Raw genomic sequence first — 24,413 nt, 5'->3', positions numbered from 1 at the left:
CGGCCGGTGCGACGCTGGACGCCCGCCCCGCCGGCGGGCGAGCGGACGCAGTGCGGGAGGTGGCGATGGGTGAGCAGAGCGCATCCTGGGCGACCTCCGAGGGCACGCGCAGATCGATGCTCGCGAACCGCGGGCGGGACACCGGGCCGGAGCTGAGTGTGCGACGCCTGCTGCATGCCCAGGGCCTGAGGTACCGTGTGAACACCCCGCCGGTGAAGGGGCTTCGGCGGTCGGCAGACATCGTGTTCACGCGGGCGAGGCTCGCAGTGTTCATCGACGGATGCTTCTGGCACGGGTGTGCCGAGCACTACCAGCGGCCCGGTCGCAATCAGACGTACTGGGATGCCAAGGTGCAGGCGAACCAGGCGCGTGACCGCAACACCGATGAGGTGCTCGCATCGCACGGGTGGACTGTGCTGCGCATCTGGGAACACGACGTGCGCGCCGATCCTGTCGAGGTCGGCGCGCGCATCCGCGAAGTCTACGAACGAATCAGCTCATCGCGCTGATCGACACGTCCAGGGCCGACTCGATGGCTTTCTGGAAGTAGCCATCGAAACCATCGCCGCCTACGAGCATCGCCCGATCGAGCAGCAGGTTGAAGCTCTCGCACGACGTCTCCGGCGCGAGGAGACAGGCGTGGCACGCCGCGAGGTTGAGACCGTCGATGCTCTGCGGGTCGGACTCCGAACACACCGGATCGTTCGCACACCAGGCGACCTGTTCGAGCGAGCGCAGCACGACCCCGGTGAGGTAGTCGGCTTCGCCCTGGCGCGCGAGGCCGCCGAGCGTCCCTTCCACATCGGTCGACGTGGTGTAGATGAAGACACCGTAGTCGCCGGTGCTCTCGCAGTAGATCCGCTCGCGCAGCGACGGTGCTGAATACCCGCTCACGAAGGCGAGCTCACGCATGATCGCGTGCGCGAAGGCGTGCAGCAGCAGGAACTGCGGGCTGGTCTCGTGCAGACGGCTGCCGAGCATCGAGCCTTCCTGGTTCGACTCGACCCGGCCGGCGCGTCGCTGCACCCCGTCCTGCACGGCCCATGCGTCGACCGCGGCGGAATCGAACGTGATGAAGATCCCCTCGCCGTATCCCTCGACGGCCGGGTACCACCTGCGCTCCATTGGGCGCTTCGGTACAGAGGGCACGAGCTGGGCCTCCGGCGTGTACCGGCGGAAACCGATCGTCGCGCGCACTTCGCGCAGCCGGTCGACCAGCACGACGTCGCCGAGCCCCGCCGGCGTGCGTTCAGAACGTCGTTCGACCCTGGTGACGAAGTCCTGCGCGGGCGCCGACCCGGCGATCGCCGCGGCGAAGGCCTCGAACTCCTCGCTCAGGAGGGACCGCTTCGTGTCCTGAAGCGTCGGTTCGTCGCTTGTCAGCGCGAGTATCCGTCGTCGGATGGTGTCTGCCGGGGGCTCGAGCACGGCGGCCAGTTCGTCGACCATCATGTCGAGGATCGCGGCATTGCCGCTCTGCACGGCCTGCCAGTAGGGGTGCTTTCTGATCTGCTCATCGAGCTCCGCCTCACGACCCTCGACTTCCGGAATGTCGATCGCGGAGACCACCTCACCGAAGTACAGGCTCGTGGCACCGCGCTGCAGCACTTCGAGCGGCTTTCCACAGTTCCCCCACTCGCGTTCCCATGGCTGCTTGCCACGACACGTGAATCCGTCGCGGACCAGGACATCGCCGCGGAGATCGCCGAGCGACCGAGTGGTCTTACAGGCGTCGCAGGAGACCTGAAGTGCGCTCAGGCCCTCACGAGCACCCTTGGACGGGTGGAACCGCAGACGGTCCTTGCGGTCGCAGGTACCCGACCCGGCGCGGTGGACCCAATCGGGCCAAGGGACGTCGTCGGCATGACTCCTCGTGGCGCACACCGTGACGAATCGCATCGGTACGAGCCGACCTTCGCAATCGGGACATTTCGGAGTAGAGCCGGATTCCATCATCCGGGTCCATCGCGTCATCCGACGGCACTCTTGACAGAACAGCCAGGCCGGGAATCTGGCGAATTCGAGTCCGGGAGTCTTGGGGGCATCGGGCTCACCGCTGCTGGGCGCAGCCCAGAGCTCGTCGACTCGCAGCTTCGTGGCCAGCCGATCGCAGGAGACGGCACTGCGAACGCTGGCCGGCGGCCACTCGTCGCCGGTCATCGCCATGAACGACTCACCGAGGATGTCGACGAGGGCGCCAGGTCCGAACGGGGAGACGGTCTCGCTGAGCCGAATCGTCCGGATCACTTTGTCGTTCCGCGCCATCAGCGCTCACCATCCGCTCGCACTCGGACGACGCGGTCCACCGATCGCATCGAGTTCATCGTCGACCACCCCGCTCCAGAGTCGGTGAACTGTTTGAGCAAGCGTTCGCCGGCGGTACGGGAACGGTACTTCAGCGGGGTGCCGCTGAGCCCGGCTTCCTCCGCGCGATACTCCCAGTCGTCGACCGCCTTCTTCAGTTCGTCGGCGACCTTGACCGCCTCGCGACGGTCGGCGACCTGCACATGCCGGGTGAGCACATCCAGCGCCTTCTTGACAGCCGAGGCATCCGCTTCGAACCGGTCCGCGCTGTCATTGACGCTGAGCCCCGCGCCGTGGCGCACGAGGATCACCAAAGCCGCGCGAAGCGCCCTGCGACGCGCCTGGAGCGACCACGGCGTCACCGTCCCCGGCTCCACGAACCGGTAGTACGCCCGGTGATACGCCGTGAACGACTCGAACACCGACCGGTCGCGCGGCTTGCCTGAGCGGTACATCGTGACGACGAGGCCCGGCACGTCGCCACGTCCGACTCGGCTCGTGGCCTGGATGTACTCCGAGGTCGACTTGGGCTGGCCGTTCACGAGCATCAGACCGAGCCGACTGACGTCGATGCCGACCGACATGATGTTGGTGGTCGCGAGCGCGTCGAGCGGCTTGCCGCCGCTCTCCGGCCCCTCGCCGAGCTGTTCGAGGATGCGGAGCAGTTCGTCGGACGAGACGTTGCCGTTGAGCTCCTCGATGCCGTCCTTCGCGAGCGTCCTCGACGGTCCGTCGTCATCCCGATCGGCCCTGCGGTCGAGCGCGGCTCGGACGTCGTCGCGCAGGATGGTCACAGTCCGCCCCAGCTCGCGGAGGCTGTTGTGATAAACGACCAGCGTCCAGTACGCATCAAGCTCTGCGCCCGTCATCCCGAGGCGTACCGGGGCGTTCAGCATCTCGGTCGAGATCTGGCCCAGCGCCCACGACGGGGTGTGTGCCTGGGGCATGATCCCGACGTACATACGGCCGGCACGATCCGGGTCGGGCTCGGCGAAATAGCTGTCGTCGGCGTCGAGCCCGCTCGGCGGGAACACCGCGACCTTCGAGGCCATGAGTTCGCGGATCTGGTCGGCCGAGGCGCGGGTCGTGGCGGTCGAAGCGACGACCTTCGGCGCCGTGCCCTTCCATGACATGAGGCCCCGGATCGCTGCCTCGTAGATGCCCACGATCGTGCCGAGCGGCCCGGCGATGAGGTGCAACTCGTCCTGGATGACCAGTGACGGCGGGTCGTACGCCACGCCGCCGAGCCCGAACATCGACGCGCCCTGGTCGATCCAAGCGAGACGCGCGAACTTGTCCACCGTCGCCACCAGCATCGTCGGCGGGTCTTCGAAGATGCCCTCGTCCACCACCTGCACGGGGAGCTTGACGTGGAACGGGCATCCGGCGTGCGGACAGAAGAACTCGAAGGAGTACTTGCTCGCGCGGACTCCGTACTGCTCCTCATAGCGGGTCTGCCGCGCGGGCATGATCGACGTCCCGCACCAGCTGCACTGCCGGAACTGGAACGGATTCTGCGGACTCTTCTCGCGCAAGACCCGCTTCATCTGGTCGGCGGCCTGCTCGTACGTGCCCGGCGTCGTCGTGTTGCCGAGCCAAAGTCCGATCGAGAATGGCGGAGTCCCCGCCAGCCGGGCGTCCTGCGCGCGCAGTAGCTCGAGCGCGCAGATCAGCGTCGCGGCGCGCTGGAACTGCTGCGCCGTGAGCAGGCGCATGGTGTAGCGGGTGAGCACCGCTGTGCCACCGCCAGCGACACCGCGGTCGAGGCGACGCCTGATCATCTCGATGGCCGCGAGGCCGAGGTACGCCTCGGTCTTGCCGCCACCGGTCGGGAACCAGATCAGGTCGACGAGCCCTCGGTCATCGTGCTCGGCGTCCGTGGTCGAGGCGAGCGAGAGCAGGATGAAGCCGAGCTGGAACGGATGCCACCGTGGCTCCTCCCGCTTCGTCGAGGGCGCAGGGGCCGGCTCGAGAGGAACTCCGACCTGGCCGGCGTGGCTGCGCGCCCATCGCTGCTGCAACATTTGGGTGCGCATCGCGCGGTTCGCGAGTCGGAACGCCGTCAGCACCGAACCGCCGGATTCGAGCAGACGGATCCCGTCTTCGATGCGGTCTCGCGCGGTCGACATCCGTTCGAGGATGGCGGCGGCGGGCTTCTCGAATCGTGCCGGAAGGGATGCCGCTTCCTGCTCGCGATCCGACACCCATGAGCGGTACCCGTCGAGGAACGCACGGAGGCCGGTGCCGAGATCTTCGGCGCTGACGCTCTCGTCGGCGAGCCACGCCAGTTCCAGAGCTTGGAGCGTGCTCACCCGGGCCCGGACCGCGGGAACCTCTTGCCGAGGGACGGTCTCGGTCATCGCATAGCCAGGGGCTTCGCCGTCGTCCCAGACGACGGCGGTGCCGTGGCCGATCGCGTACGTCGGCTTGGACCGGTACCGCAGCTCGAGCTCGCGATCCTCGTCGGAGGAGGTCACCGGGTTGCTCGTCGGGTACGGGTGCAGGCGTCCCGATTCGATGTCGGCGCGGATGCGGACCTGGAACAAGCACTTCGTCGGATCCGACTTGGCCTTGCCCGCGGCCGCCGTTTCGGCGTTCGAGACGGCGATCGTGGTGAGGCGCTTCTCACCGATGGTCCGGGTGCGCCACGCCAGATGCGCGCGGCCCTGCAGGATCGTCTGTCTCCCGTGGGCGGTCGTCGGAATGCGGATCCCAGCGTGCGACACGTCTTCCCGCCGCCATGCTTCGCGCGGGCCATCCGTGGGCTCGTCATCCGAGGCTTCGGCCGACTCGTCCTCGCGATATGCGCCGGCGTCGACCGACACGATGATCGCGTCGCCATCATGGATGAACGACATCCCCATCGACTGCGGAGCCCAGCCGAATGCGCCGACGAGGCTCAGCCCGGGATCGTCGTCCTCGTCCAGCCGTTCTCCGCCGATGTCGAGCTCGTCATCGACGACCTCGGCGGTCTCGCCGTGCAGCACCCCGGCCTCGATGTCCTCGTCCAGCACGGTCGGTGCCGCGGCGACCGCACCTTCTTCGACGGGATACAGCGTTCCGACGAGGTAGGCGTAGACAGGGTTGCGCGAGAGGACCTCGTTCGGTCCGCCCAAGGGACCGAGCCACATCCGCCGCAACTCGTCGACGAAATCGTTCCGGACATCCGTGGCGCTCATGCGTTCTGCGTCTCCCACAGGTAGTTGAACTCGGTGAAGGCGAGCTGCTCCCCGAACTCCTCGAAGGTATCGGCCACGTTGACGATCAGACAGCGGTCCTTGCCGCCGTTCTTCGGTCCGCGGAGGCCGCGGCCGATCATCTGGTGGTACCGGTTGGGACTGAACGTCGGGCGCGCGATGTAGAGCGCGCGCACCTTCGGTGCGTCGAAGCCTTGCGTGAGGAGGTCGCAGTTGACGAGCACCTGCGTCTTCCCCGAGCGGAAGTCTTCGATGACCCGTCGCCGCTCCTGTGGCCGCATCGTTCCGTCGACTGCGGCGGCACTCGCTCCCTCTAGGGTGAGCAAAGCCGCGATCGTGTGTGCCGACGCGACGGATGCCGAGAACACGAGCACCGGCCACGAGGGGTCGTGCGTGAGGATGTCGTCGACGAGCGTTTGGGTCCGCTCCATGTCCTGCCCGAGCCGGGTCAGCATCGATTTGGTGACGTCCCGAATATTCATCGAGCTGAGCTCTACTCGGTCTTCATCCATGGTGACCACCCGCGCGCCGTCGAGCAGATAGTGGTCGACCTCGGCGAGTACCTGATCCCGTCGGAGCTGCCCGATCGGATCATCGGAGTCGAGTGACTCCAGCTTCTTCTGGCCGAAGCGCTCAACGAACAGCTTGTTGACAGTCTCGTTCCTACCGCGATAAGGCGTGGCGGTGAGGCCGATCAGCGGCCGTGAGGTTGTGGCCGTGCCGAGGCCGCGGCCTGCGGTGATGCCGAGCCAGCGAAGGATGGACGTATACGTGGGGCTACCTGCGGTGTGCGCCTCGTCGATGACCACGAGCGAGGCGTCGGCGAGCCAAGGGTACGCGCGCTCGTCGTCCTTGATCCGCGTGGCGATCTTGTCGTCGACCGCAACGACGACTTGCAGTTCCTCGCGAGATTCGTCCAGTTCGTACTTGCCCCAGAACCGGTTGATGTCGAGTGTTCGCGAATCGCCGATCGCCCGCCAAACATCGGTCCACGTCTGGATGGCCTGCTCGCAGAGTTCCTGCGACTGGGCGATCCAGAGGACTGGTCCGGTGAGCTCCTCGGCGACCAGCATGCGGACGATCGCTTCTACCGTGACGCGCGTCTTTCCTGCGCCAGTCGGGAGATAGAGCAGTCCGCGTTGAGCCTGCCCATCCGGGTCGTCCTCGAGAACGTGCTCACGAATATCTGCCGCCAGCCGTTCTTGAAAGTCGTGAAGCGGAGAAAGTTCGACGCGTCCGAGCACCTGCTGCAGGCCGGGTTTGGTGGCCTCCTTGGTGCCTGCATAGCCAGTCGGGAAGCCAAGCCTCGCCACGAATGCCTGCGCATCGCTCGAGCCTCCCCAGGCGCGAGGTACCGAGAGATTGAGGGCGCCCAACTTCTCTCGCATGTACCAGAGTGCGTCGTGGCCCCGGACCTTGGCATACAGTTCGGCGACCTGCACTTCGGTGCGTTTCCCACTCTTCGCCTCGACCGCGGCGAGCAGGCCCTGCGGCAGTGCGCTCTTGAGGTCGTCCGCGCCGAAGAGGATCAGCAGCTTCTCCGGGATCGTGGTGGCGGACTTGGTACGAGCAATGAGTTCGCTTTTCCGGCGCCGTTCATCAGAGGCGAGTGCGTCAGCGATGTCCGAGCGTGAAAGCCCGAGGCCGAGCTGCTTCGACACCTCCTCGAGCACGCCCTGATCGTCGAGCGAGTCGTCCACGATGACGAGGTCGTCGTACCTGTGCCCCATGAGTCGCTGCTCGATCGTGCCGCCAGGCGTCGTGACTCGCCGGATGATCGAAGGGCTGCGGCGCAGCCGAACCTTGCCTAGCGGGACCGCGCTGTGGTCGGAAAGACTCGGGAACCGGTCGGTGAGCGGGACGGCGTCGCCGCCGTCGCGGATCTCGTACGACCTGGCCAGCGCTTCGTCGCTCGATCGAAGGCCCCACGCAGTGATCGCATCCGCGCCCTCGACCGAGCCGTCGAGGTAGGCCACTTCATGCTCGTCCAGCATCGCCCGGTCTTCGGGCGACGAGGCGAGTACGACATCGGCCGGCCGTCGGAGGACGATCGTGCCGCGTGAGACGGCGGGGATCTCCTCCGGCGCCGAGAGCGACGCGCGCCCTGCGGCTTCGACGACGAGCTCGGTGACGATGCGGGCCGATTCGACCGTCTGACCGAAGCGTGAGAGCGCCCTGAGCAGGATCCGATCCGGAATTTCCTCGAGTGTCCGCGGGAGCGGCAGTCGCATCGAGACCTCCGATTCCGCCGCCGGGAGGAACGCCCCGTAGGAGCGGAGGGCGCTGCCGACGGCGTCGTCGACCGAAGCGAATCCGACGGTGGTGACGATGCGGCCGTAGGTCCGTATCGCCCACCAGTCGGGCGCGTCGATCGAAATCTCCGCGATGTGCTTCGAGCTCGACAGGTTGATCGAAACCGTGGCGGTGCGCGAGGGGAGGGCCTTGAGCAGGGCCTTCGTCCACCCAGCACACGCGCTCGGATCGTCCTGGAGTTCGACGAGGATCTGCAGAGGGCCGCTGGACGGGATGTCGGGTACCCCGAGCTGCCTCGACGTGTGCCCGTTGCGGCGGAGTTCGTTCGAGATGTGCTTCAGCTGAACATCGCGATATTCGGAGTAGACCGCCTCGCGCCAGGGCTCCCAATCCGGATCGGCCTCGATGAGTGCCCCGGCCGCCTCGAGCAGGTCTCTGCGGCCCTGGTGCAGGTCGCTCGCGTGACGCGTGGCGAGTGTGGGTGCCCATGCGTCGGACGCGAAGACCTCGCGGGCTGGGCGCCACGGCCCAGAAGCCGTCTCGACCATCACGTCGATGCCGCGTTCCCTGATGCCGTCGAGCGCTGAGGCTGCCGACGACGGCGTCGCCTGGAGGAGTGCGCTCCACAGTCTGCGCCAATCGTCCTCACCCCACGACGGCCTTGCCCGTGCGGCGAGCGCGGCAGCGGTCTGGTCGGTCGAGACCGTCGAGAATCCGAGCGCTTCGAGCAGTCCGCGCACCTCGCCGGTCGCGAAGCGCGTGTCGATGAGCGGAACGCCGTCGGGCGCCGGGGCACCGTCGAGCGGGATCAGTACTGCCTTGTTCGCGGAGACCCGCTCCCATCCACCGCCCTCGAGGGGGACGATCTTCGCCGAGCCGATCTGCTCGGGGAATCCCGCGTTCCGAAGGGCACGGAAGATGCGGAGTGCTCCAGCGATCGATTCGGCAGTTCGCAGGCGACCGAGTTCTTCCAACCACGCGACGACGGTCGTCTCGTTCGCGGCCACTTTGCTGTCCTCATCCCTCAGCAGCGTCCGGAGGCGTGAGACGCGATCCTTCGCCGTGGTGAACGCGGACCAGTGCGGGATGGAGTCGCGGTCGACGAGGCTCTGCCACTCCTTCACCAACTCGAACGGAGGATACGGTGCTTCGGGCGAGGGTACGTCGCGGAAGTGGTCCCGGCTCCGGAGCACCCCGTTCCGGTCGGGAATGATCGCGCGGCCACGCGCGAGCTCAGGGATGCGGAACGTCAAGACGCGGTCGGCCGCGCTTCGGACCTCACGCCCTCGGGCAGGGAACAGGTCGAGGTGCGCCGCCGGGTCGTCTTCGCGCGCCGAACGGATCACCACGTCGAGGAACAGTTCCGCGCAGACATCCAGCATCTCGCCGTTGAGTGCGCTCGTTGCGAGCAACGTCGTGCGGTCGTCATTCACCTGCCACGGCGCGTTGAAGATGCCGCGCGCGGTCGTCTTGTCGCGGAGCGGGAACCAAGCCCACAGTTCGCCGAGCTCGGTCTGTCCGCGCTTCGGGACGGCGTACGACACGGTCATCGTCTGCCGCGCCATGTTCGCCGTGAGGGTCTTCAGCACCTCTTCGCTCGGCCGGTACTCGCGTTCCGCGTAGAGCCAGGCGGTCGGTTCGCTCGTCGGCCCCGTGAGCGTGACCTCGCCCGACTTTAGATCGCCCTCCCGCTGATGGGCGGCGGGGACGGGAGCGCCGTCCTTGTCGGTCAGCACGATGTTGAGGCGGGAGACCGACTTCATGAACAGCAGCGACTGGGTCTTGAACTCCTGGAGCTCTCCGCGGAGACGCGCGCCGTCGCGGATCAGCGGGAGCTTGACGACCGTGCTCGCCCAGGTCAGCATCTCGGCCAGATGAGGGTCGTCGGCGGTGGCTGCGTCCACGTCGATGAGGCTCGGCACCCGCATGAGCGGCACGCGTCCGTCGGGCGCGGCCATCCCGCCGAAGAGTTCGGCCGTCTCGGGCGCGTTGAACTCGAAGCTGACACTGCGACTGTAGATCTGGGGTCGGTTCGAGACGCCGAGCACCGACTTGAACCCGAGACCGAAGCGCCCGATGCTCTCTTCGTCGCGCTTCGGGCTGAGGAAGGCGTGGCAGACTGCGCGGATGCCGCCTTCGGAGAACGGCACGCCCTCGTTGGCGCAGTACAGGTTGCCGCCCGCCATCCGGAATTCGATGGTTCCGGCATCTCCGGATGCGGTGAGGGCGTCCACGGCGTTCTGGAGCAGCTCGCTGATCTGCCGTTCGCCGTAGCCTCCGGCGCGGAAGCTGTCTTCCTGGTTGACGTGTTCCTCGAGCAGATCCGGGTTCACTTCGTACGTGCGCAATGCGATCGCTTGACGCTCTTGCACGTACTCGCGCAGCCGGCCGTCCGCGCTGTTCCACTCCATTGTGTTGCCTTCCGATGTAGGGCTCGCGGGGCTTCCTGCCGCGCTGGGTTGCGCGTGAAGGCCGACCGTGCGAGCTCTGCCCGGTCAGCCGAGTGACGTTACAGATACGCACCGACATCCGCCCTCGGGATGCCCGTCCTGGCATCCTCTCAGCTCGGAGAGGCGCGGCGGCAAGCGCTCACCGTGGTCGGATGCCCCCCAACTCGGGGGACAGGGCCCGGTCGGCGCCCGATAGGCACGAGGCCATGGCTAGCATGAAGGCGGCGGGGCCGACCGCGTTGTGGCACCGCGGATCGAGAGGACCTCCACGTTGCCGACCCCCTACACTTCGGCGCCCCCGGCGGAGCGGCCACAGCTCAATGTCGCGCCAGGCTCCGTCGTCGTCGTGCGCGACGCCGAGTGGATGGTGACGGCCGCGACGCAGACGCAAGACGGGCTTCTCGTCCGCGTGCAGGGTCTGTCAGAGCTGGTGCGCGACTCGACGGCGTCGTTCTACGAGCACCTCGACGACATCCGCGTGCTCGACCCGGCGGAAGCTCGCCTCAAGGCCGACGCCTCGCCGGGCTACCGGCAGGCGAAGCTCTGGCTCGAGGCCACGCTCCGCAAGACGCCCATCCCGCTCAACGAGCCCGGCCTGACGGTCAGCACCCGCATGCTGTCCGACCCGCTCGGCTACCAGCAGGCGGCGGTGCGCCGCACGCTCGATCCGCAGAACCTGCGTCCGCGCATGCTGATCGCCGACGCCGTCGGACTCGGCAAGACGATCGAGATCGGCATGGTCCTCTCCGAGCTCGTGCGTCGCGGGCGGGGCGAGCGCATCCTCATCGTCACGCCGAAGCACGTGCTCGAGCAGATGCAGCACGAGATGTGGACCCGGTTCGCCCTCCCGTTCGTGCGGCTCGACTCGGTCGGCATCCAGCGGGTGCGGCAGAAGCTGCCCGCGACGCGCAACCCGTTCAGCCTCTACAAGCGCGCGATCATCTCGATCGACACGCTGAAGCAGGACAAGTACCGGGCGCACCTGCGCAAGCACAAGTGGGATGCCGTCGTGATCGACGAGTCGCACAACATCACCGGCCAGACCCAGAACAACGCGCTCGCGCGACTGCTGGCCCGCAACACCGAGGCGTTGATCCTCGCGAGCGCGACCCCGCACAACGGCAAGAAGGAGTCGTTCGCCGAGCTGATCCGTCTGCTGGAGCCGACCGCGGTGTCGCCCGACGGCGACATCGATCGCGGCGAGCTGAGCAGGCTCGTGATCCGTCGCCACCGCCACAGCCCTGAGGTCGCCGAGGAGGTCGGCGGCGACTGGGCCGAGCGCAAGGAGCTCCAGCACTTCGCGGTGCCCGCGAACGACGTCGAAGACGCGATCGCCGATGAGCTGGCGGATGTCTGGCTGTACCCGTCGTCGGGGGCGAGCCCGTACTCGGGCGACAACAAGGGCCTCTTCCCGTGGACGCTCGCGAAGGCGTTCCTGTCGTCGCCCGCCGCGCTCCGTGAGACGGCGGCCGAGCGCATCCGGCGCATGGGCGCCGAGCCGACCGTGGCGCAGGCGGCCGAGCGCGAGGCACTCGAACGCCTCGCCGCGCTCGCCGCGGAGTCTGAGGCGACGGGTTCGGCGAAGTACGACCGCCTCGTCGCCTACCTCCGTGAGATCGGCGTCGCCGCGAACGGCACCGAGCGCGCCGTGGTGTTCTCCGAACGCGTGCCGACGCTGAAGTGGCTGCGGGCGAAGCTCCAGAAGGACCTCAAGCTCCGCGCCGATCAGGTCGAGGTGCTGCACGGCGGCCTGAACGATCAGGAGCAGCAGCGCATCGTCGAGTCGTTCAAGCAGTCGTCGTCGCCGATCCGCGTGCTGGTGACGGGCGACGTCGCTTCCGAGGGCGTGAACCTGCATTCGCAGTGCCACGAGCTGATCCATTTCGACATCCCGTGGAGCCTCATCCGCATCGAGCAGCGCAATGGTCGCGTCGACCGCTACGGGCAGCGCCACCGCCCGCAGATCACGACGATCCTGCTGACGCCGCGCAACGAGCGGTTCGCGGGCGATGTGAAGGTGCTCACCCGCCTCATGGAGCGCGAGGAGGAGGCGCACCAGGCCCTCGGCGACGTCGCCTCGCTGATGGGCAAGTACGACGTGACGGCCGAGGAAGACGCGATCGCGCGGGCCCTGGCGAAGGGCGTCGACGTCGACGAGATCGTGCCGGGCGTCGACGGGCTGACGGCAGACGAGGACGACCCGTGGCTGGCGCTCCTCCTCGGCGCGGCCGCCGACGAGGCCGATCCGACGGCGGATGCCTCAGGCGAGGCGTCTGCCGCGGGCAGCACGACCGCCGGGGCATCCGGCCTCTTCGCCGATGACGAGGCCTACCTGGGCGCCGCGCTCGAAGAGGTATTCACGACCCCGGCCGCGGCCCCGGGCGCGCAGGGCGGCGGCGTCGCCTGGCGGCGTCACCCCGGGCACGGGCTTGTGGAGTTCACGCCGCCCCGCGACCTCGCGCAGCGGCTCGCGGTGCTGCCGCAGAGCTACCTCCGCGATCAGGGGGTCACCGAGCACCTGAAGCTCGCCGTCACCGAGACGCTCGCGAAGAGCGTGCTGCAGCAGGCGATCGACGACCGGTCGAGCCGGTCGCTGTGGCCCGAGGCGCACTACCTCGGACCGCTGCATCCCGTGCTCGAGTGGGTGAGCGACCGAGCGCTCGCGAAGGTCGGCCGCAACGAGGTGTTCACGGTGCGCGGCGACGTCTCGTACCCGACGGTGTTGCTCATCGGCACGCTGACCAACCGGCGCGGCCACGTGGTCGCCTCGTCGTTCCTGACTGCGGCGGTGCCCGACGCCGACGATCCGTCGTTCGTGCTCGTCGAGCCGCATGCGAGCGCCCGCGAGGCCCTCGACGAGCTGGGCCTGCTCGGCACGCTGTCGAATCCGGGCGCTGTCGAGGGCATCGACGACCTGCAGCGGCTCATCCGCCCCGCGGTGCGGCACGCCGACGCGCTGATGTCCGAACTGGCGCAGGCTGCGGCTACCGATGTCGAGACGAACATCGACCGCTGGTCGCAGCGGGTCCGGCGCTGGGAAGACGAGGCCCAGGCCCTGATCCAGCGAAGCGACCTGCAGCAACGCCGGCTCACGGTCGAAGAAGAACAGACCGTCGCCGAATCCATGAAGCCGAGCCGGCGGCTCGTGCGCCCGCTGCTGCTGGTCGTGCCGAACGAAGGAGTGAACTGATGGCGTCGGACGCCTTCATCGTCGGCGAGGGCTGGATCAGCGAGCACTACTTCAACACGGATGCCACGAAGCAGTCGTTCCAGGCACGCGTCACGCAGCGCCGCAAGGAGTGGGACGCGCACACGGAGTCGGGCCAGGAATCGTCGCGTGCCGCGTTCCTCGCGGTTCGACCGGAGCTGGTCCGCGCGTACGCCGACCTCGAGGACGAGGGCGACGCGTCGGCGAAGGATGCCGCGGCCCGCATCAGCCGCGCCCTCGTCGACGGGCTCGGATTCGGCAGTGGGCTCTACGAGCTCGACCGTCGCGGCCCGGTGGCATCCGTGCGCCGGCGTGGGCTCGACGAGCCCGCCAAGCTCGTCGTCCTCGACGCACGACACGTCGCCGAGGTCGAGGACCTGCTGCAGAAGGATGCCGCGACCCTCGCCGAGCCGTTCATCCCCGCCGACGACGAGTCGATCGAAATCGTGTCGGCCTCGCGCGCCCTCTCGCGCCTCTTCGCGGCCGACGACGGCCCGGCGTTCGCGCTGGTCGTCGCGGGGCGGTGGCTGCTGCTCACGGACCGCGAGCGCTGGCCCGAGGGCCGGTGGCTGGCGACCAACCTGCAGCTCGTGGTCGAGCGCGACGACCAGAAGAAGGGTGGCGAGCTCGATCGCGCGATCGCCTGCATCACGGCGGAGTCGCTGCTGCCCGACGCCGAGGGCACGGTGTGGTGGGACTCGGTCTTCGACGACTCGGTGAAGCACACTGTCGGCGTCTCGAAGGACCTCCGTGAGGGCGTTCGCTCGTCGATCGAGATCATCGCGAACGAGGTCGTGCGGCGTCGCGCGGCGAAGGGCCTCGACCCGCTGCCGGCCGAGGAGGCGCAGCCGCTGGCGAAGCAGGCGCTGCGCTACCTCTATCGCATCCTGTTCCTGCTCTACGCCGAGGCGTCGCCCGAGCTCGAGGTCCTGCCGATCGGTGCGAGCGAGTACGAGGAGGGCTACAGCCTTGACCGCCTGCGCGAACTCGTGCTCGTCGAGCTGACCGTCGACGCCGCCGACCGCACCCACTTCCACGACTCGCTCGGCGTGCTGTTCCGGCTCGTCGACCAGGGTCACCGGCCCGAGACCGCGGTCGAAGCCGCCGACGTGCCCGAGGGGCTGACCTTCAACAGCCTCAAGGCCGACCTGTTCCTGCCCGCCGCGACCGCGCACATCGACGAAGTCGGCCTCGGCGACGAGGCGATGCAGCGGGTGCTCGCCCACCTGCTGCTGAGCAAGGAGCAGCGCGGCCGCGACCGCGGCTTCATCAGCTACTCCGATCTCGGCATCAACCAGCTCGGTGCCGTGTACGAGGGCCTCATGTCGTACACCGGCTTCTTCGCGACGACCGACCTCTTCGAGGTCGCGAAAGACGGGGATGCCTCGAAGGGCTCCTGGGTCGTACCCGTCGACCGCTCGTCGGGCATCTCGCCGAAGGACTTCGTGCAGTCCGAAGACCCGATCACCGGCGAGAAGAAGGCCGTGCTGCACGAGCGCGGAAGTTTCGTCTACCGCCTCGCGGGCCGGGAGCGCCAGCAGTCGGCGTCGTACTACACACCCGAGGTGCTCACGAAGTTCGTCGTGAGCCAGGCCCTCGAAGAACTGCTCGATCAGGACGGCCGCACGACGACCGCCGACGAGATCCTCGAGCTCACCGTCTGCGAGCCGGCGCTCGGTTCGGGCGCGTTCGCCATCGAGGCCGTGCGGCAGCTCGCCGAGGAGTACCTGACCCGCAAGGAGGAGGAACTCGGCGAGAAGGTCGACCCCGAGGACCGCCCGCGCGAGCTGCAGCGCGTGAAGGCGTCGATCGCCCTGCACCAGGTCTACGGCGTCGACCTCAATGCGACTGCCGTCGAACTCGCGGAAATCTCCCTCTGGCTCGACACCATGGTCGAAGGGCTCGCCGCCCCGTGGTTCGGCCTACACCTTAGACGCGGCAACTCGCTCATCGGCGCCCGCCGTGCGGTGTACTCGACCGATCAGGTCGCGAAGAAGTCCTGGCTCAAAGACGTGCCGCGCGACGTGCCGATCACCGAGCTCGCCGAGAACCTCCGTGAAGGTCGGCTGGCGCAGGGGACGGCGGGCGCGATCCACCACTTCCTGCTGCCGGCCGACGGCTGGGGGGCCGCGGTCGATGCGAAGGAGGCGAAGGAGCTCGCTCCAGAGGCGCTCGCGAAGCTCAAGGCGTGGCGGAAGCAGATCCTCTTGAAGCCGAGCGCCGCACAAACGAAGAAGCTCGTGAATCTCGCCTACCGCGTCGAGACGCTCTGGCAGTTCGCGCTCCGCCGTCTCACCATCGCCGAGCGCGAAGCCCGCCGTGAGATCCCACTTTGGGGTCAGGCAGCTGCCCCCACCGCCGCTCGAGCAGCGAGCGCCGGCGAGCGTATCGAGACCACCCCCGTCACCAGAACCGAGATCGAACGCAAACTCAACGACCCTGAAGGCGCATTCCAGCGTCTCCGTCGGGTGATGGACGCCTGGAACGCCCTCTGGTTCTGGCCGCTGACCGACACCCTGACCGAAGGTGCCAAGCCGCCCTCGCTCGATGAGTGGATCGACGGCCTCACCGCAATCCTCGGTACCCACTTCGAGGGAAAGAAGACCGGCAAGACCGCCGGTGGTGAGACTCTCGGACTGCCTACGAGCTGGGACGCGCTCGGCGACGCAGAGGAACTGGACCTGTCGTTCGCCGGTGCCCAGACGGTGGGTGGTCTTGTCGAAGAGACGCCCTGGCTCGCCGTGGCCGCGCGTATAGCCGCGCAGCAGGGCTTCTTCCACTGGGAGCTCGACTTCGCGACAGTCTTCGATCGCGGCGGCTTTGACCTCCAGGTCGGGAACCCGCCGTGGGTGCGGCCGCGTTCTGATGTCGATGCGCTACTCGCTGAAGGTGATCCGTGGTGGCAGCTCGCGGTCAAACCGACGCAATCGCAGATCGCAGTGAAGCGCGCTGCGACACTCGAACTCGACGGCATTCGCGAAATCGTTGTCGACGGTACAGCGGAGGTAGCGGTCACCTCTGCGTTTGTCGGAGCACCGCAGAATTATCCCCACCTTGCGGGCCTGCAACCAGACTTATACCGATGCTTCATGGAGCGGAGTTGGCGAAACAACAGGGCCCGCGGTGTCGCGGGCCTGGTTCACCCGGAGACACATTTTGTTGACGAGAAGGCAGGATTGCTTAGGGCCAGCTCGTATTCGAGACTGCGCAGACACTGGCAGTTCATCAATGAGCTGAAGCTGTTCGAGATTCATAATCACATCTCATACGGTGTGCACATTTACTCGGCACCAGGAGACGTGTCGTTCCTTTCCGCGACCGGTCTATATCACCCTGATACTGTCGTCCGCTCCCTGAACCATGATGGAAGCGGCGACGAGCCCGGCCTCAAAGATCCGGATGGCAGGTGGGATCTCCGTCCGCACCGTAGTCGCATCACGACGGTGACACATGAGACACTCCTGGTCTGGCACGCTTTGCTCGAAGACCGGGAGGTCGCAGTCGGTCGCACACGGATGGTCTACGCAACCAACCGCTCGACTGCAGAGGTGCTCCGCAAACTATCTGCGGCCCCGAGAATCGGTCAGCTCGGGCTCGAATTCTCGGCAGGCTGGCACGAGAAGAACGATCGCACAAAGGGATACTTCGACGTGTCGTGGGGCCGGGTCGACTCCTGGCAGGAGGCAATCCTCCAAGGTCCACATCTGTTTGTCGGCAACCCCTTCTATAAGTCGCCGAACCCCGGCCTGCTTAGCAACAAGGACTGGACGCAGACTGACTTGGAGCACGTCGACGCCGACGCTCTTCCGGTCACTGTGTACAAGCCTGCAGCGCCCGAGGCGGAGTATGACGCGGGCTATTCTCACTGGCGCGGCAGGCCGGCGCGAGACTTCTTCAGAGTGGCGTGGCGAGTCATGGTGAACACCACCAATCAACGCACGCTGATTCCAACGATCATTCCTCCTGGTGCCGCGCATGTTCACGCCGTGTCGAGCCTGGGCGTCCCCGATTTGCCGCAGCTCGTCGGCGTGGCAGCTGCCATGAGTTCGATGACGAATGACTTCCTCGTCCGCAGCACTGCGCCATCAACGCTTGGTCGAGGTGTGATTCGTGGGCTAATTGGGCTGCCAACTGGCTCCCAGGCATTCCTGCTCGCATCCCACAGGATCCTCCGGCTCAATGCGATGAGTCGTGCTTACGCTGCCCTTTGGGAGCATGGCTACCACTCTGCCTTCGAAGAGGACTCATGGGCGGGAGGGGTGGCGTATCTTGGGCGGCGCGAGCTGGGGGAAGTGACCCGCGAGTGGACTCCGGATCTCCCTCTGCGGCGGGACGCGGACAGGCGACAGGCGCTGGTTGAGGTGGACGCTATTTCTGCAATCGCATTTGGCCTTAGTGCCGACGAATTGTGCTCGATCTACCGCGCTCAGTTCGCTGTGCTTTACGGCTACGACCGCAACTCGCATTTCTATGATGCTAATGGCCGCCTCGTTCCGAACTCTGTGCTGACCGTCTGGCGTCAGAGGGGCGACGCGATCTCCCAGGAAGAGCGCACCGCGACGCATCCGGCCTCCGGCATCGACTACACCTACGAGCTGCCGTTCGTGACGCTCGACCGGGAGGCCGACATGCGCCGGGCGTACGCGCACTTCGAGCAGATCCTGCAGGAGCGCTCGTGAGCGAGCTGCTGCCGAGCGTCGAGGCGGAACAGATCCGTCGTAGCCTCCTCGGCTACCTGACGACGACGTTCGCCTTGGCCGACGTCGAGGCGCGAGGCGCGCTCACGTCGTTCCTCGACCACCCCGTCGACGGCGTCTTTCGCGGCCCGTACGTCCGTGTTCGGATGCCGTTCCGGCCAGCCGAGGCCGACCGACCGTCGGCGCTGGAATGGGACAGCGGCCAGCCACCTTACGGTCACCAGGCCGCGGCGTTCGAGCGATTGAGCAGCGCGAACCTGAGCGAAACGAAGCCGCACCCGCTGCCGACCCTCGTCACGACCGGAACCGGCTCGGGCAAGACCGAGGCGTTCCTGTATCCGATCCTCGACCACGTGCTCCGGGCGAAGCGGAACGGCCAAGGGGGCGTCAAGGCGCTCATCCTCTACCCGATGAACGCGCTTGCGAACGACCAGGCGCGACGCCTGACCGAGCTGCTCACGACGCGCGAGGAGCTCCGCGGCATTCGGGCGGCGATCTATACCGGGCAGACTGGCGACGAACGCTCGCACGTCACCCCCGACGGGCTCATCACCAGCCGCCCGGCGATCCGCGGCGAAGCGCCCGACATCCTGCTCACGAACTACAAGATGCTCGACCAACTGCTGCTGCGCGGCGACGACCAGACGATCTGGCAGCAGAGCGCGAGCAGCCTGCAGTATCTCGTGCTCGACGAGTTCCACACCTACGACGGCGCCCAGGGCACCGACGTGGCGATGCTGTTGCGCCGGCTGCGGCTCACGCTCGAGCGGTACGCCGGCGGGCCGGTGCAGGTCACGCCCGTCGCGACCTCGGCGACGCTCGGCGACCAGGGCGACCCGACCGCGATGATCGGTTTCGCCCGCACGGTATTCGGCGTCGACTTCGACGAGACCTCCGTCGTCACCGAGACGCGGATGTCGTACGACGAGTGGTCCCGCGAGGCGAAGACTCGGGTATCGGCGGGTGGCTTCACGATCCCGTCCGTCGACAACGCGCTCGTCGATGCGGTCATCGAGGCGGTCGCCGACCCGCGCGACCTCGACGTCGACGACCTCACGCGTCGCGTCGTCGCCGCCCTCTACGACGGGCTCGCGCCCGAGTCGCTCGATGACGAGCTCGTGGCGGCCCTGGCTGCGGGGCATCCGCTCGTGCGCGCCCTCGCCGAATCCGCGACCGACGCGGTCCGCCTCGACGACCTCGCCGACCGCATCCTGCCCGCCGGCCTCGCGGCCGACGAGACCTACGAGGCCCGGGCCGAGCGGCGCCGGTCGTTCCTGGTCACGGTGCTCGCCGCGCTCAGCCATATCCGCACGCGGCAGGGGCGCGGCGCGCTCTCGATCGACCTGCACCTGTGGCTGCGCGCGCTCACGCGCATCGACCGTGCCGCCGACCCCGTCGCCCTATTCCGATGGAGCGACGACGGGCAGATGCTCGGTGCCGAGGCATCCGCCCTCGACAGCGCGCCCGCTTACCCGGCGATCTACTGCCGCCACTGCGGCCGCAGCGGCTGGGGCGTGCAGCTCGCTCCGGTCGGCACCTACCTCGACCACGACGACGTCGACATCCGCGCCAACCACCTCCACCGCGAGCGTGGCTTCCGCGCCCTCGTCCACGCACCGAACGAGGCCCGTCGCGCGCTGGACGAGCCCGTCGACGGGCTCCGCTGGTTCCACGTGCGCGACCGCATCATCCTCGACGCGGCACCCGACGACGATGCCGTCGTGCTGCCGGTGCTCGTGCTCACCGGCCCCGACGTCGAAGACCGCTCGAAGGACGACCAGTGCCCGTCGTGCGGCCGCGCCGACGGCATCCGCTTCATCGGCAGCGCCGTCGCCACCATGCTCTCGGTCGCGGTGACCACGCTCTTCGGCGAGCAATCGCTCGACGTCGCCGAGAAGAAGGCACTCGTCTTCACCGACAGCGTGCAGGATGCCGCCCACCGCGCCGGATTCGTGCAGAGCCGCTCCCACGTCTTCAGCCTGCGCAACGCCGTGCGCCGTGCCGTCGGCACCCGGCCGGCGAACATCTCGAAGCTCGTCGAGCTCCTGCTGCAGGGTGCCGGAGACGACCGCGACGCCCGGTATCGGCTGCTCGCGCCCGAGATCGTCGACCACGACAACTTCCGCGACTTCTGGGAGGCGGAGACCGCGCGCGACGTCGACCCCGCCGTCGAGGAGCGCGTGCGTCAGCGGCTGCTGTTCGACCTCGTCATGGAGTTCGGCCTGCAGTCCCGCGTCGGTCGCACCCTCGAACTCACCGGCAGCCTCGCAGCCGAGGTGAGCGTCGGCGCACCGGCGAAGCTCGAGGCGATCGGACGCTCGGTGCTCACCGGCTTCTCGACCGCGACGACGCTGGATGACGACGCTCCGGCCGACGTGCCTGCTGACGTCGTCGTGCGATGGGTGCGGGGCGTGCTCGAACGCTTGCGCGATCGCGGCGCGATCGACCACGAGTGGTTCCGCAAGTACCTCGAGAACGACGGCCGTCGCTGGTACCTCTGGGGCGGACGGCCCCGTGGCGTCGGCATGCCCGCGTTCCCGGACGGTCGTGATGCCCCGGGATTCGCGCGCATCGGCGCGGCCGCCGCAGTCGCCGGTCCCGGACAGAAGAGTCAGCTCGACCAGGCCGGATCGAGCCAGGGCTGGTACGCGACCTGGGCGCGCGACGTGCTCGGCGTCACGCCTGCCGCCGGGGCGCACCTCACCCGGTCGCTCTTCGCCCAGCTCGACGCCGACGGCGTCGTCTCGTCGCTGGGCATCGGAGCGGGGGCGGCGACGGTCTATCGCCTGGGCCCGTCGTCGGTCACCGTGTATCCGGTCGACCTCGCCGACCTCGAAGACGGCCGGCACCTGCTCGCCTGCGACGTCTGCCAGAACCCCGTGCCCGGCACGATCGCCGTCGTCGACCAGCTCGCCGACGGCCCGTGCACCTCGGCCCGGTGCCCGGGCACGCTGCGTCGGAGTCGCGGCGGCCAGAACTACTACCGCGCCCTCTACGACGACGGCGACATGCGGCGGGTCGTCGCCCGCGAGCACACGAGCCTGCTCGACGACGAGACCCGCCTCGCCTATGAAGACGGCTTCAAGGCGTCGGACACCCAGCCCGACAGCCCGAACGTGCTCGTCGCGACCCCCACGCTCGAGATGGGCATCGACATCGGCGACCTGTCGACCGTCATGCTCGCCGGACTCCCGCGCACCGTCGCGTCGTACCTGCAGCGCGTCGGCCGTGCGGGGCGCCTCACCGGGAACGCCCTCTCGCTCGCGTTCGTGACCGGCCGCGGCGAACAGCTGCCGAAACTCGGCGAACCGCTCTCCGTCATCAACGGGGCGGTGCGCGCCCCCGCCACCTACCTCGACGCCGAGGAGATCCTGCGGCGACAGTACGTCGCGTCCCTCGTCGATCGCCGCGCGGCCGACCTGACGGACGCACCGCGGAACGCCCGCGACGTCCTCGCATCGACGGAACCCGGCACGTTCCTCGGGGACCTCGTGGCGGACGCCGAGGCCCACGCGGCCGAGCGGCTCGGCGCGTTCCTCGGCGCCTTCGACGCGGACACCGTGAGCGAGGCGGCGCGCGAGGCCCTCCGCCGGTGGGCGAGCCCTGGCGAGGAGCCCGGATCGAGCGCCTTTGCCGCGGCCGCACGGGAGGCGGTGCAGCGCTGGAGCGCCCAGGTCGACGAGGTGCGCTTCCGCAAGAACGCGGTCGCCGACGCGCTCGACGACCTCCGTAAGGCCGCCGAGCATCCGACCGCCGGCGACGACGAGCGGCGTGAGTACCGCACCGCGCGGGCCTCGTACGCGATGGCGACCAAGCAGCTCGCCGAACTGCGCTCGGAGCACTGGGTCGCGGCGCTCGAACGGTTCGGGCTGCTGCCGAACTACTCGCTCATCGACGATTCGGTGCGCCTCGACGTCGCGCTCAGCTGGATCGACCCGGACAGCCTCGAGTATCGCGACAAGGCGATCACGTATCAGCGCGGAGCGGGCATCGCCATCAGCGAGCTTGCGCCCGGTGCGGTGTTCTACGCGCAGGGCATCGAGATCGCCGTCGATTCCGTCGACCTCGGAAGCGGCGGCGAAGCCGTGCGCACGTGGTCGTTCTGCCCTGCGTGCGGGTTCGGCTACGACGTCGGCACGGTCGATCAGTCGCACGCCTCCTGCCCCCGCTGCGGGGCGAACGGCATCGCCGACACCGCCCAGCAGCTCCGCGTCGTCGAACTCGAACAGGTCTCGGCCGAGGTGCGGCGCGACGAGGCATCCATCGGCGACCGTCGCGACGAGCGACAGCGCGAACGGTTCGTCATGCAGGTCGCACCCGACGTCGACCCGGCCGGCATCACCGACGCCTGGTACGTCGAGGGCGACGGGTTCGGCGTCACCTACGTCCGCGACCTCACGGTGCGCTGGCTCAACCTCGGCAAGGTCGGTCCGGCCGGCGAGAACCGGCTCATCGCGGGCGAGGAGCGCACCGCGCCGCTGTTCCGCGTCTGCGCGGTCTGCGGCAAGCTCGACGCCGAGGCGAACGCCAACTCGCGCCGCGAGCACAAGCCGTGGTGCCCCAACCGCGACGCCCGAGACGAGCAGGCGATCCCGATCGCCCTCAGCCGAACGCTGACGACCCAGGGCATCCTGCTCCGGCTGCCGCCGCGCATCACGCTCGGCGACACCCTCGCGGTGCCGAGCCTCGCTGCGGCGATCCTCCGCGGCCTCCGCGAGGTGATCGGCGGCGACCCGGACCACCTCCGCATCGTCGAGACGGTGCAGCCCATGCTCTCCGACGGTACCGAGAACGTGCCCGCGCTCCTCGTGCACGACGCGGTGCCCGGCGGCACCGGCTACCTCGCCGAGCTCGCGAACGTCGACCGCATCCGCGAACTCCTCGAGATCGCGTGGACGACCGTGCGTGACTGCCCGTGCCGCGGCGAAGGCCGGGCATCGTGCCACCGGTGCCTGCTTCCCTATGCGCCGGGCAGGAGCATCGACCGCGTCTCGCGGGCGAGCGCCGAGCACAGCCTCGCGGTGCTGCTGGGCGTCGCCGATGGCGAGCCGACCGGCTGGGACGTCACGCGTGAAGACCCGGGCGTGCCCGTCGGCGAACCGGTGATCGAATCGCTGTTCCGCGAGGTCTTCATGGCCCGGGCGAAGAAGCTCGGCGCGGGCGTGAAGGAGATCCCCGGCGACCACGGCAACAAGGTGCAGGTCACCTTCCCGGGCAGCCGCCGCATCTGGATGCTGCAGCCGCAGCTCATGCTCGGCCACACGCAGCCCGACTTCGTGCTCGAACAGTTCGGCGGCGGCGCCAAGCCCATCGCGATCTACACCGACGGTCGGGCGTTCCACGCCTCGGTCGCCCACAACCGCATCGCCGACGACGCGCAGAAGCGCGCGATCCTCCGCGACCAGGGGTATCTCGTGCTCGCATTCACGTGGGACGACCTCGTGCGCGCCCGCGACGAGAAGGTCGAACCGGCGACGCCGTGGTTCGACGCGGCCAAGGCGACGGCGTTCTCCGGACAGTACGGACTCTCGCTCGCGTCGCTCGACCACGTCACGGCGAATCCCATGACGTGGCTCATGGGCTGGATGCAGGACCCGGGGAAGGCCGCCAAACGCTGGGAGGCCGTCGCCGAGGCGCTGCCCATGCTCGTGCGCCTGCCGACGAGCGTGCTCGTGGATGCCGCCGGTCGCACGGTCGAGGAACTCGCCGCCGCAGCCCTCGTCGACGGGCTGCCGCCCGGCACCGACCCGACGACCTGGCAGCTGCGCCACGATCGGGCCGTGCTCACCGCCCGGCACATCGGGCAGGGCAAGACCGAGGCATCCGTCGTGCTGGACGACCGGATGCCCGCGCTCGCGGGCACCCTGTTCGCCGACGACTGGAAGTTCTGGCTCCGACTGTCGAACCTGCTCGGCGCGCGCCTCGACGGCTCGTCGGTCGCGATCGCCGCCCTCAGCGACATCCTGCCGACCGCGGGCGCCGCCGCGCCTGGACCGGTCGACGTGACCCTCCCCGCAGACCTCACCGTCGATTGGCAGGGCCTCGTCGACCTCGCGACCCCCGAGGAACAGGTGCTCCTGCACGCGTTGCACGCGATCGAGGGCATGCCCGTCCCAGAGATGGGCCTCGAACTCGGCGACGGCATTCCCGTGTCGTTCGCCTGGATCGAACCCAAGATCGTCGTGCTGCTGCACCCCGCAGGCGGCGACCGTGCCGAACTCGAAGACGACGGCTGGACCGTCGTCGACCCCGACGCGACATCCGTGGCCGCCGCCCTTGGCGTGAACTGACGCCGCACCCGAAC

Annotated in this window: 7 protein-coding genes; 4 read left to right on the top strand and 3 right to left on the bottom strand. The window is 68.4% G+C overall.

The features are described from left to right. The first annotated feature begins 65 nt into the window (after positions 1-65). On the top strand, positions 66-509 hold the full coding sequence (locus tag AVP42_RS01770) for a very short patch repair endonuclease (RefSeq protein ID WP_067945586.1): 444 nt from the start codon (positions 66-68) through the stop codon (positions 507-509). On the opposite strand, the gene drmB is transcribed toward AVP42_RS01770, so the two are convergent. The 3 genes from drmB to AVP42_RS01755 all read right to left on the bottom strand — a co-directional run bounded on the left by drmB (position 493) and on the right by AVP42_RS01755 (position 10,165). After that, complete coding sequence (drmB, locus tag AVP42_RS16360; protein ID WP_157356678.1) at positions 493-2,265, bottom strand: DUF1998 domain-containing protein; 1,773 nt, start codon at positions 2,263-2,265, stop codon at positions 493-495. The two genes, AVP42_RS01770 and drmB, sit on opposite strands and share 17 nt — an antisense overlap. Beyond that, positions 2,265-3,173: a helicase-related protein gene (locus tag AVP42_RS16825; RefSeq protein WP_231878506.1), complete on the bottom strand. Its 909-nt coding sequence runs from the start codon at positions 3,171-3,173 to the stop codon at positions 2,265-2,267. The genes drmB and AVP42_RS16825 overlap by 1 nt, the downstream gene beginning before the upstream one ends. Before the next feature lie 2,306 nt (positions 3,174-5,479). Continuing rightward, on the bottom strand, positions 5,480-10,165 hold the full coding sequence (locus AVP42_RS01755; protein ID WP_067945531.1) for a DEAD/DEAH box helicase: 4,686 nt from the start codon (positions 10,163-10,165) through the stop codon (positions 5,480-5,482). Between the two features lie 448 nt (positions 10,166-10,613). Between AVP42_RS01755 and AVP42_RS01750 the strand changes: the two genes are divergently transcribed. Genes AVP42_RS01750 through AVP42_RS01740 form a run of 3 tightly spaced genes read left to right on the top strand, consistent with a single transcriptional unit; the run spans position 10,614 to position 24,399 of the window. Then, positions 10,614-13,394 carry a helicase-related protein gene (locus AVP42_RS01750; RefSeq protein WP_231878501.1) on the top strand — a complete coding sequence of 927 codons (2,781 nt, stop codon included), beginning with the start codon at positions 10,614-10,616 and terminating at the stop codon, positions 13,392-13,394. Then, positions 13,394-18,091: a DNA methyltransferase gene (locus AVP42_RS01745; RefSeq protein WP_067945529.1), complete on the top strand. Its 4,698-nt coding sequence runs from the start codon at positions 13,394-13,396 to the stop codon at positions 18,089-18,091. The genes AVP42_RS01750 and AVP42_RS01745 overlap by 1 nt, the downstream gene beginning before the upstream one ends. Beyond that, positions 18,088-24,399, top strand: coding sequence for a DEAD/DEAH box helicase (locus AVP42_RS01740; protein ID WP_067945527.1), 6,312 nt, complete (start codon positions 18,088-18,090; stop codon positions 24,397-24,399). Before AVP42_RS01745 ends, AVP42_RS01740 begins: the two co-directional genes overlap by 4 nt. Positions 24,400-24,413: the final 14 nt, after the last annotated feature.

This window comes from Agromyces sp. NDB4Y10 (assembly GCF_001620055.1).
Taxonomy (GTDB): Bacteria; Actinomycetota; Actinomycetes; order Actinomycetales; family Microbacteriaceae; genus Agromyces; species Agromyces indicus.
Note: the sequence above shows the minus strand (reverse complement) of the source record. Positions and strands in the feature narration are given on the sequence as shown.

Excerpts from the sequence above, each read along its gene's own strand:
- drmB (WP_157356678.1), bottom strand. The coding sequence starts at position 2,265 with ATGGCGCGGAACGACAAAGTGATCCGGACGATTCGGCTCAGCGAGACC.
- AVP42_RS16825 (WP_231878506.1), bottom strand. The coding sequence starts at position 3,173 with ATGACGGGCGCAGAGCTTGATGCGTACTGGACGCTGGTCGTTTATCAC.
- AVP42_RS01770 (WP_067945586.1), top strand. The coding sequence starts at position 66 with ATGGGTGAGCAGAGCGCATCCTGGGCGACCTCCGAGGGCACGCGCAGA.
- AVP42_RS01745 (WP_067945529.1), top strand. The coding sequence starts at position 13,394 with ATGGCGTCGGACGCCTTCATCGTCGGCGAGGGCTGGATCAGCGAGCAC.
- AVP42_RS01755 (WP_067945531.1), bottom strand. The coding sequence starts at position 10,165 with ATGGAGTGGAACAGCGCGGACGGCCGGCTGCGCGAGTACGTGCAAGAG.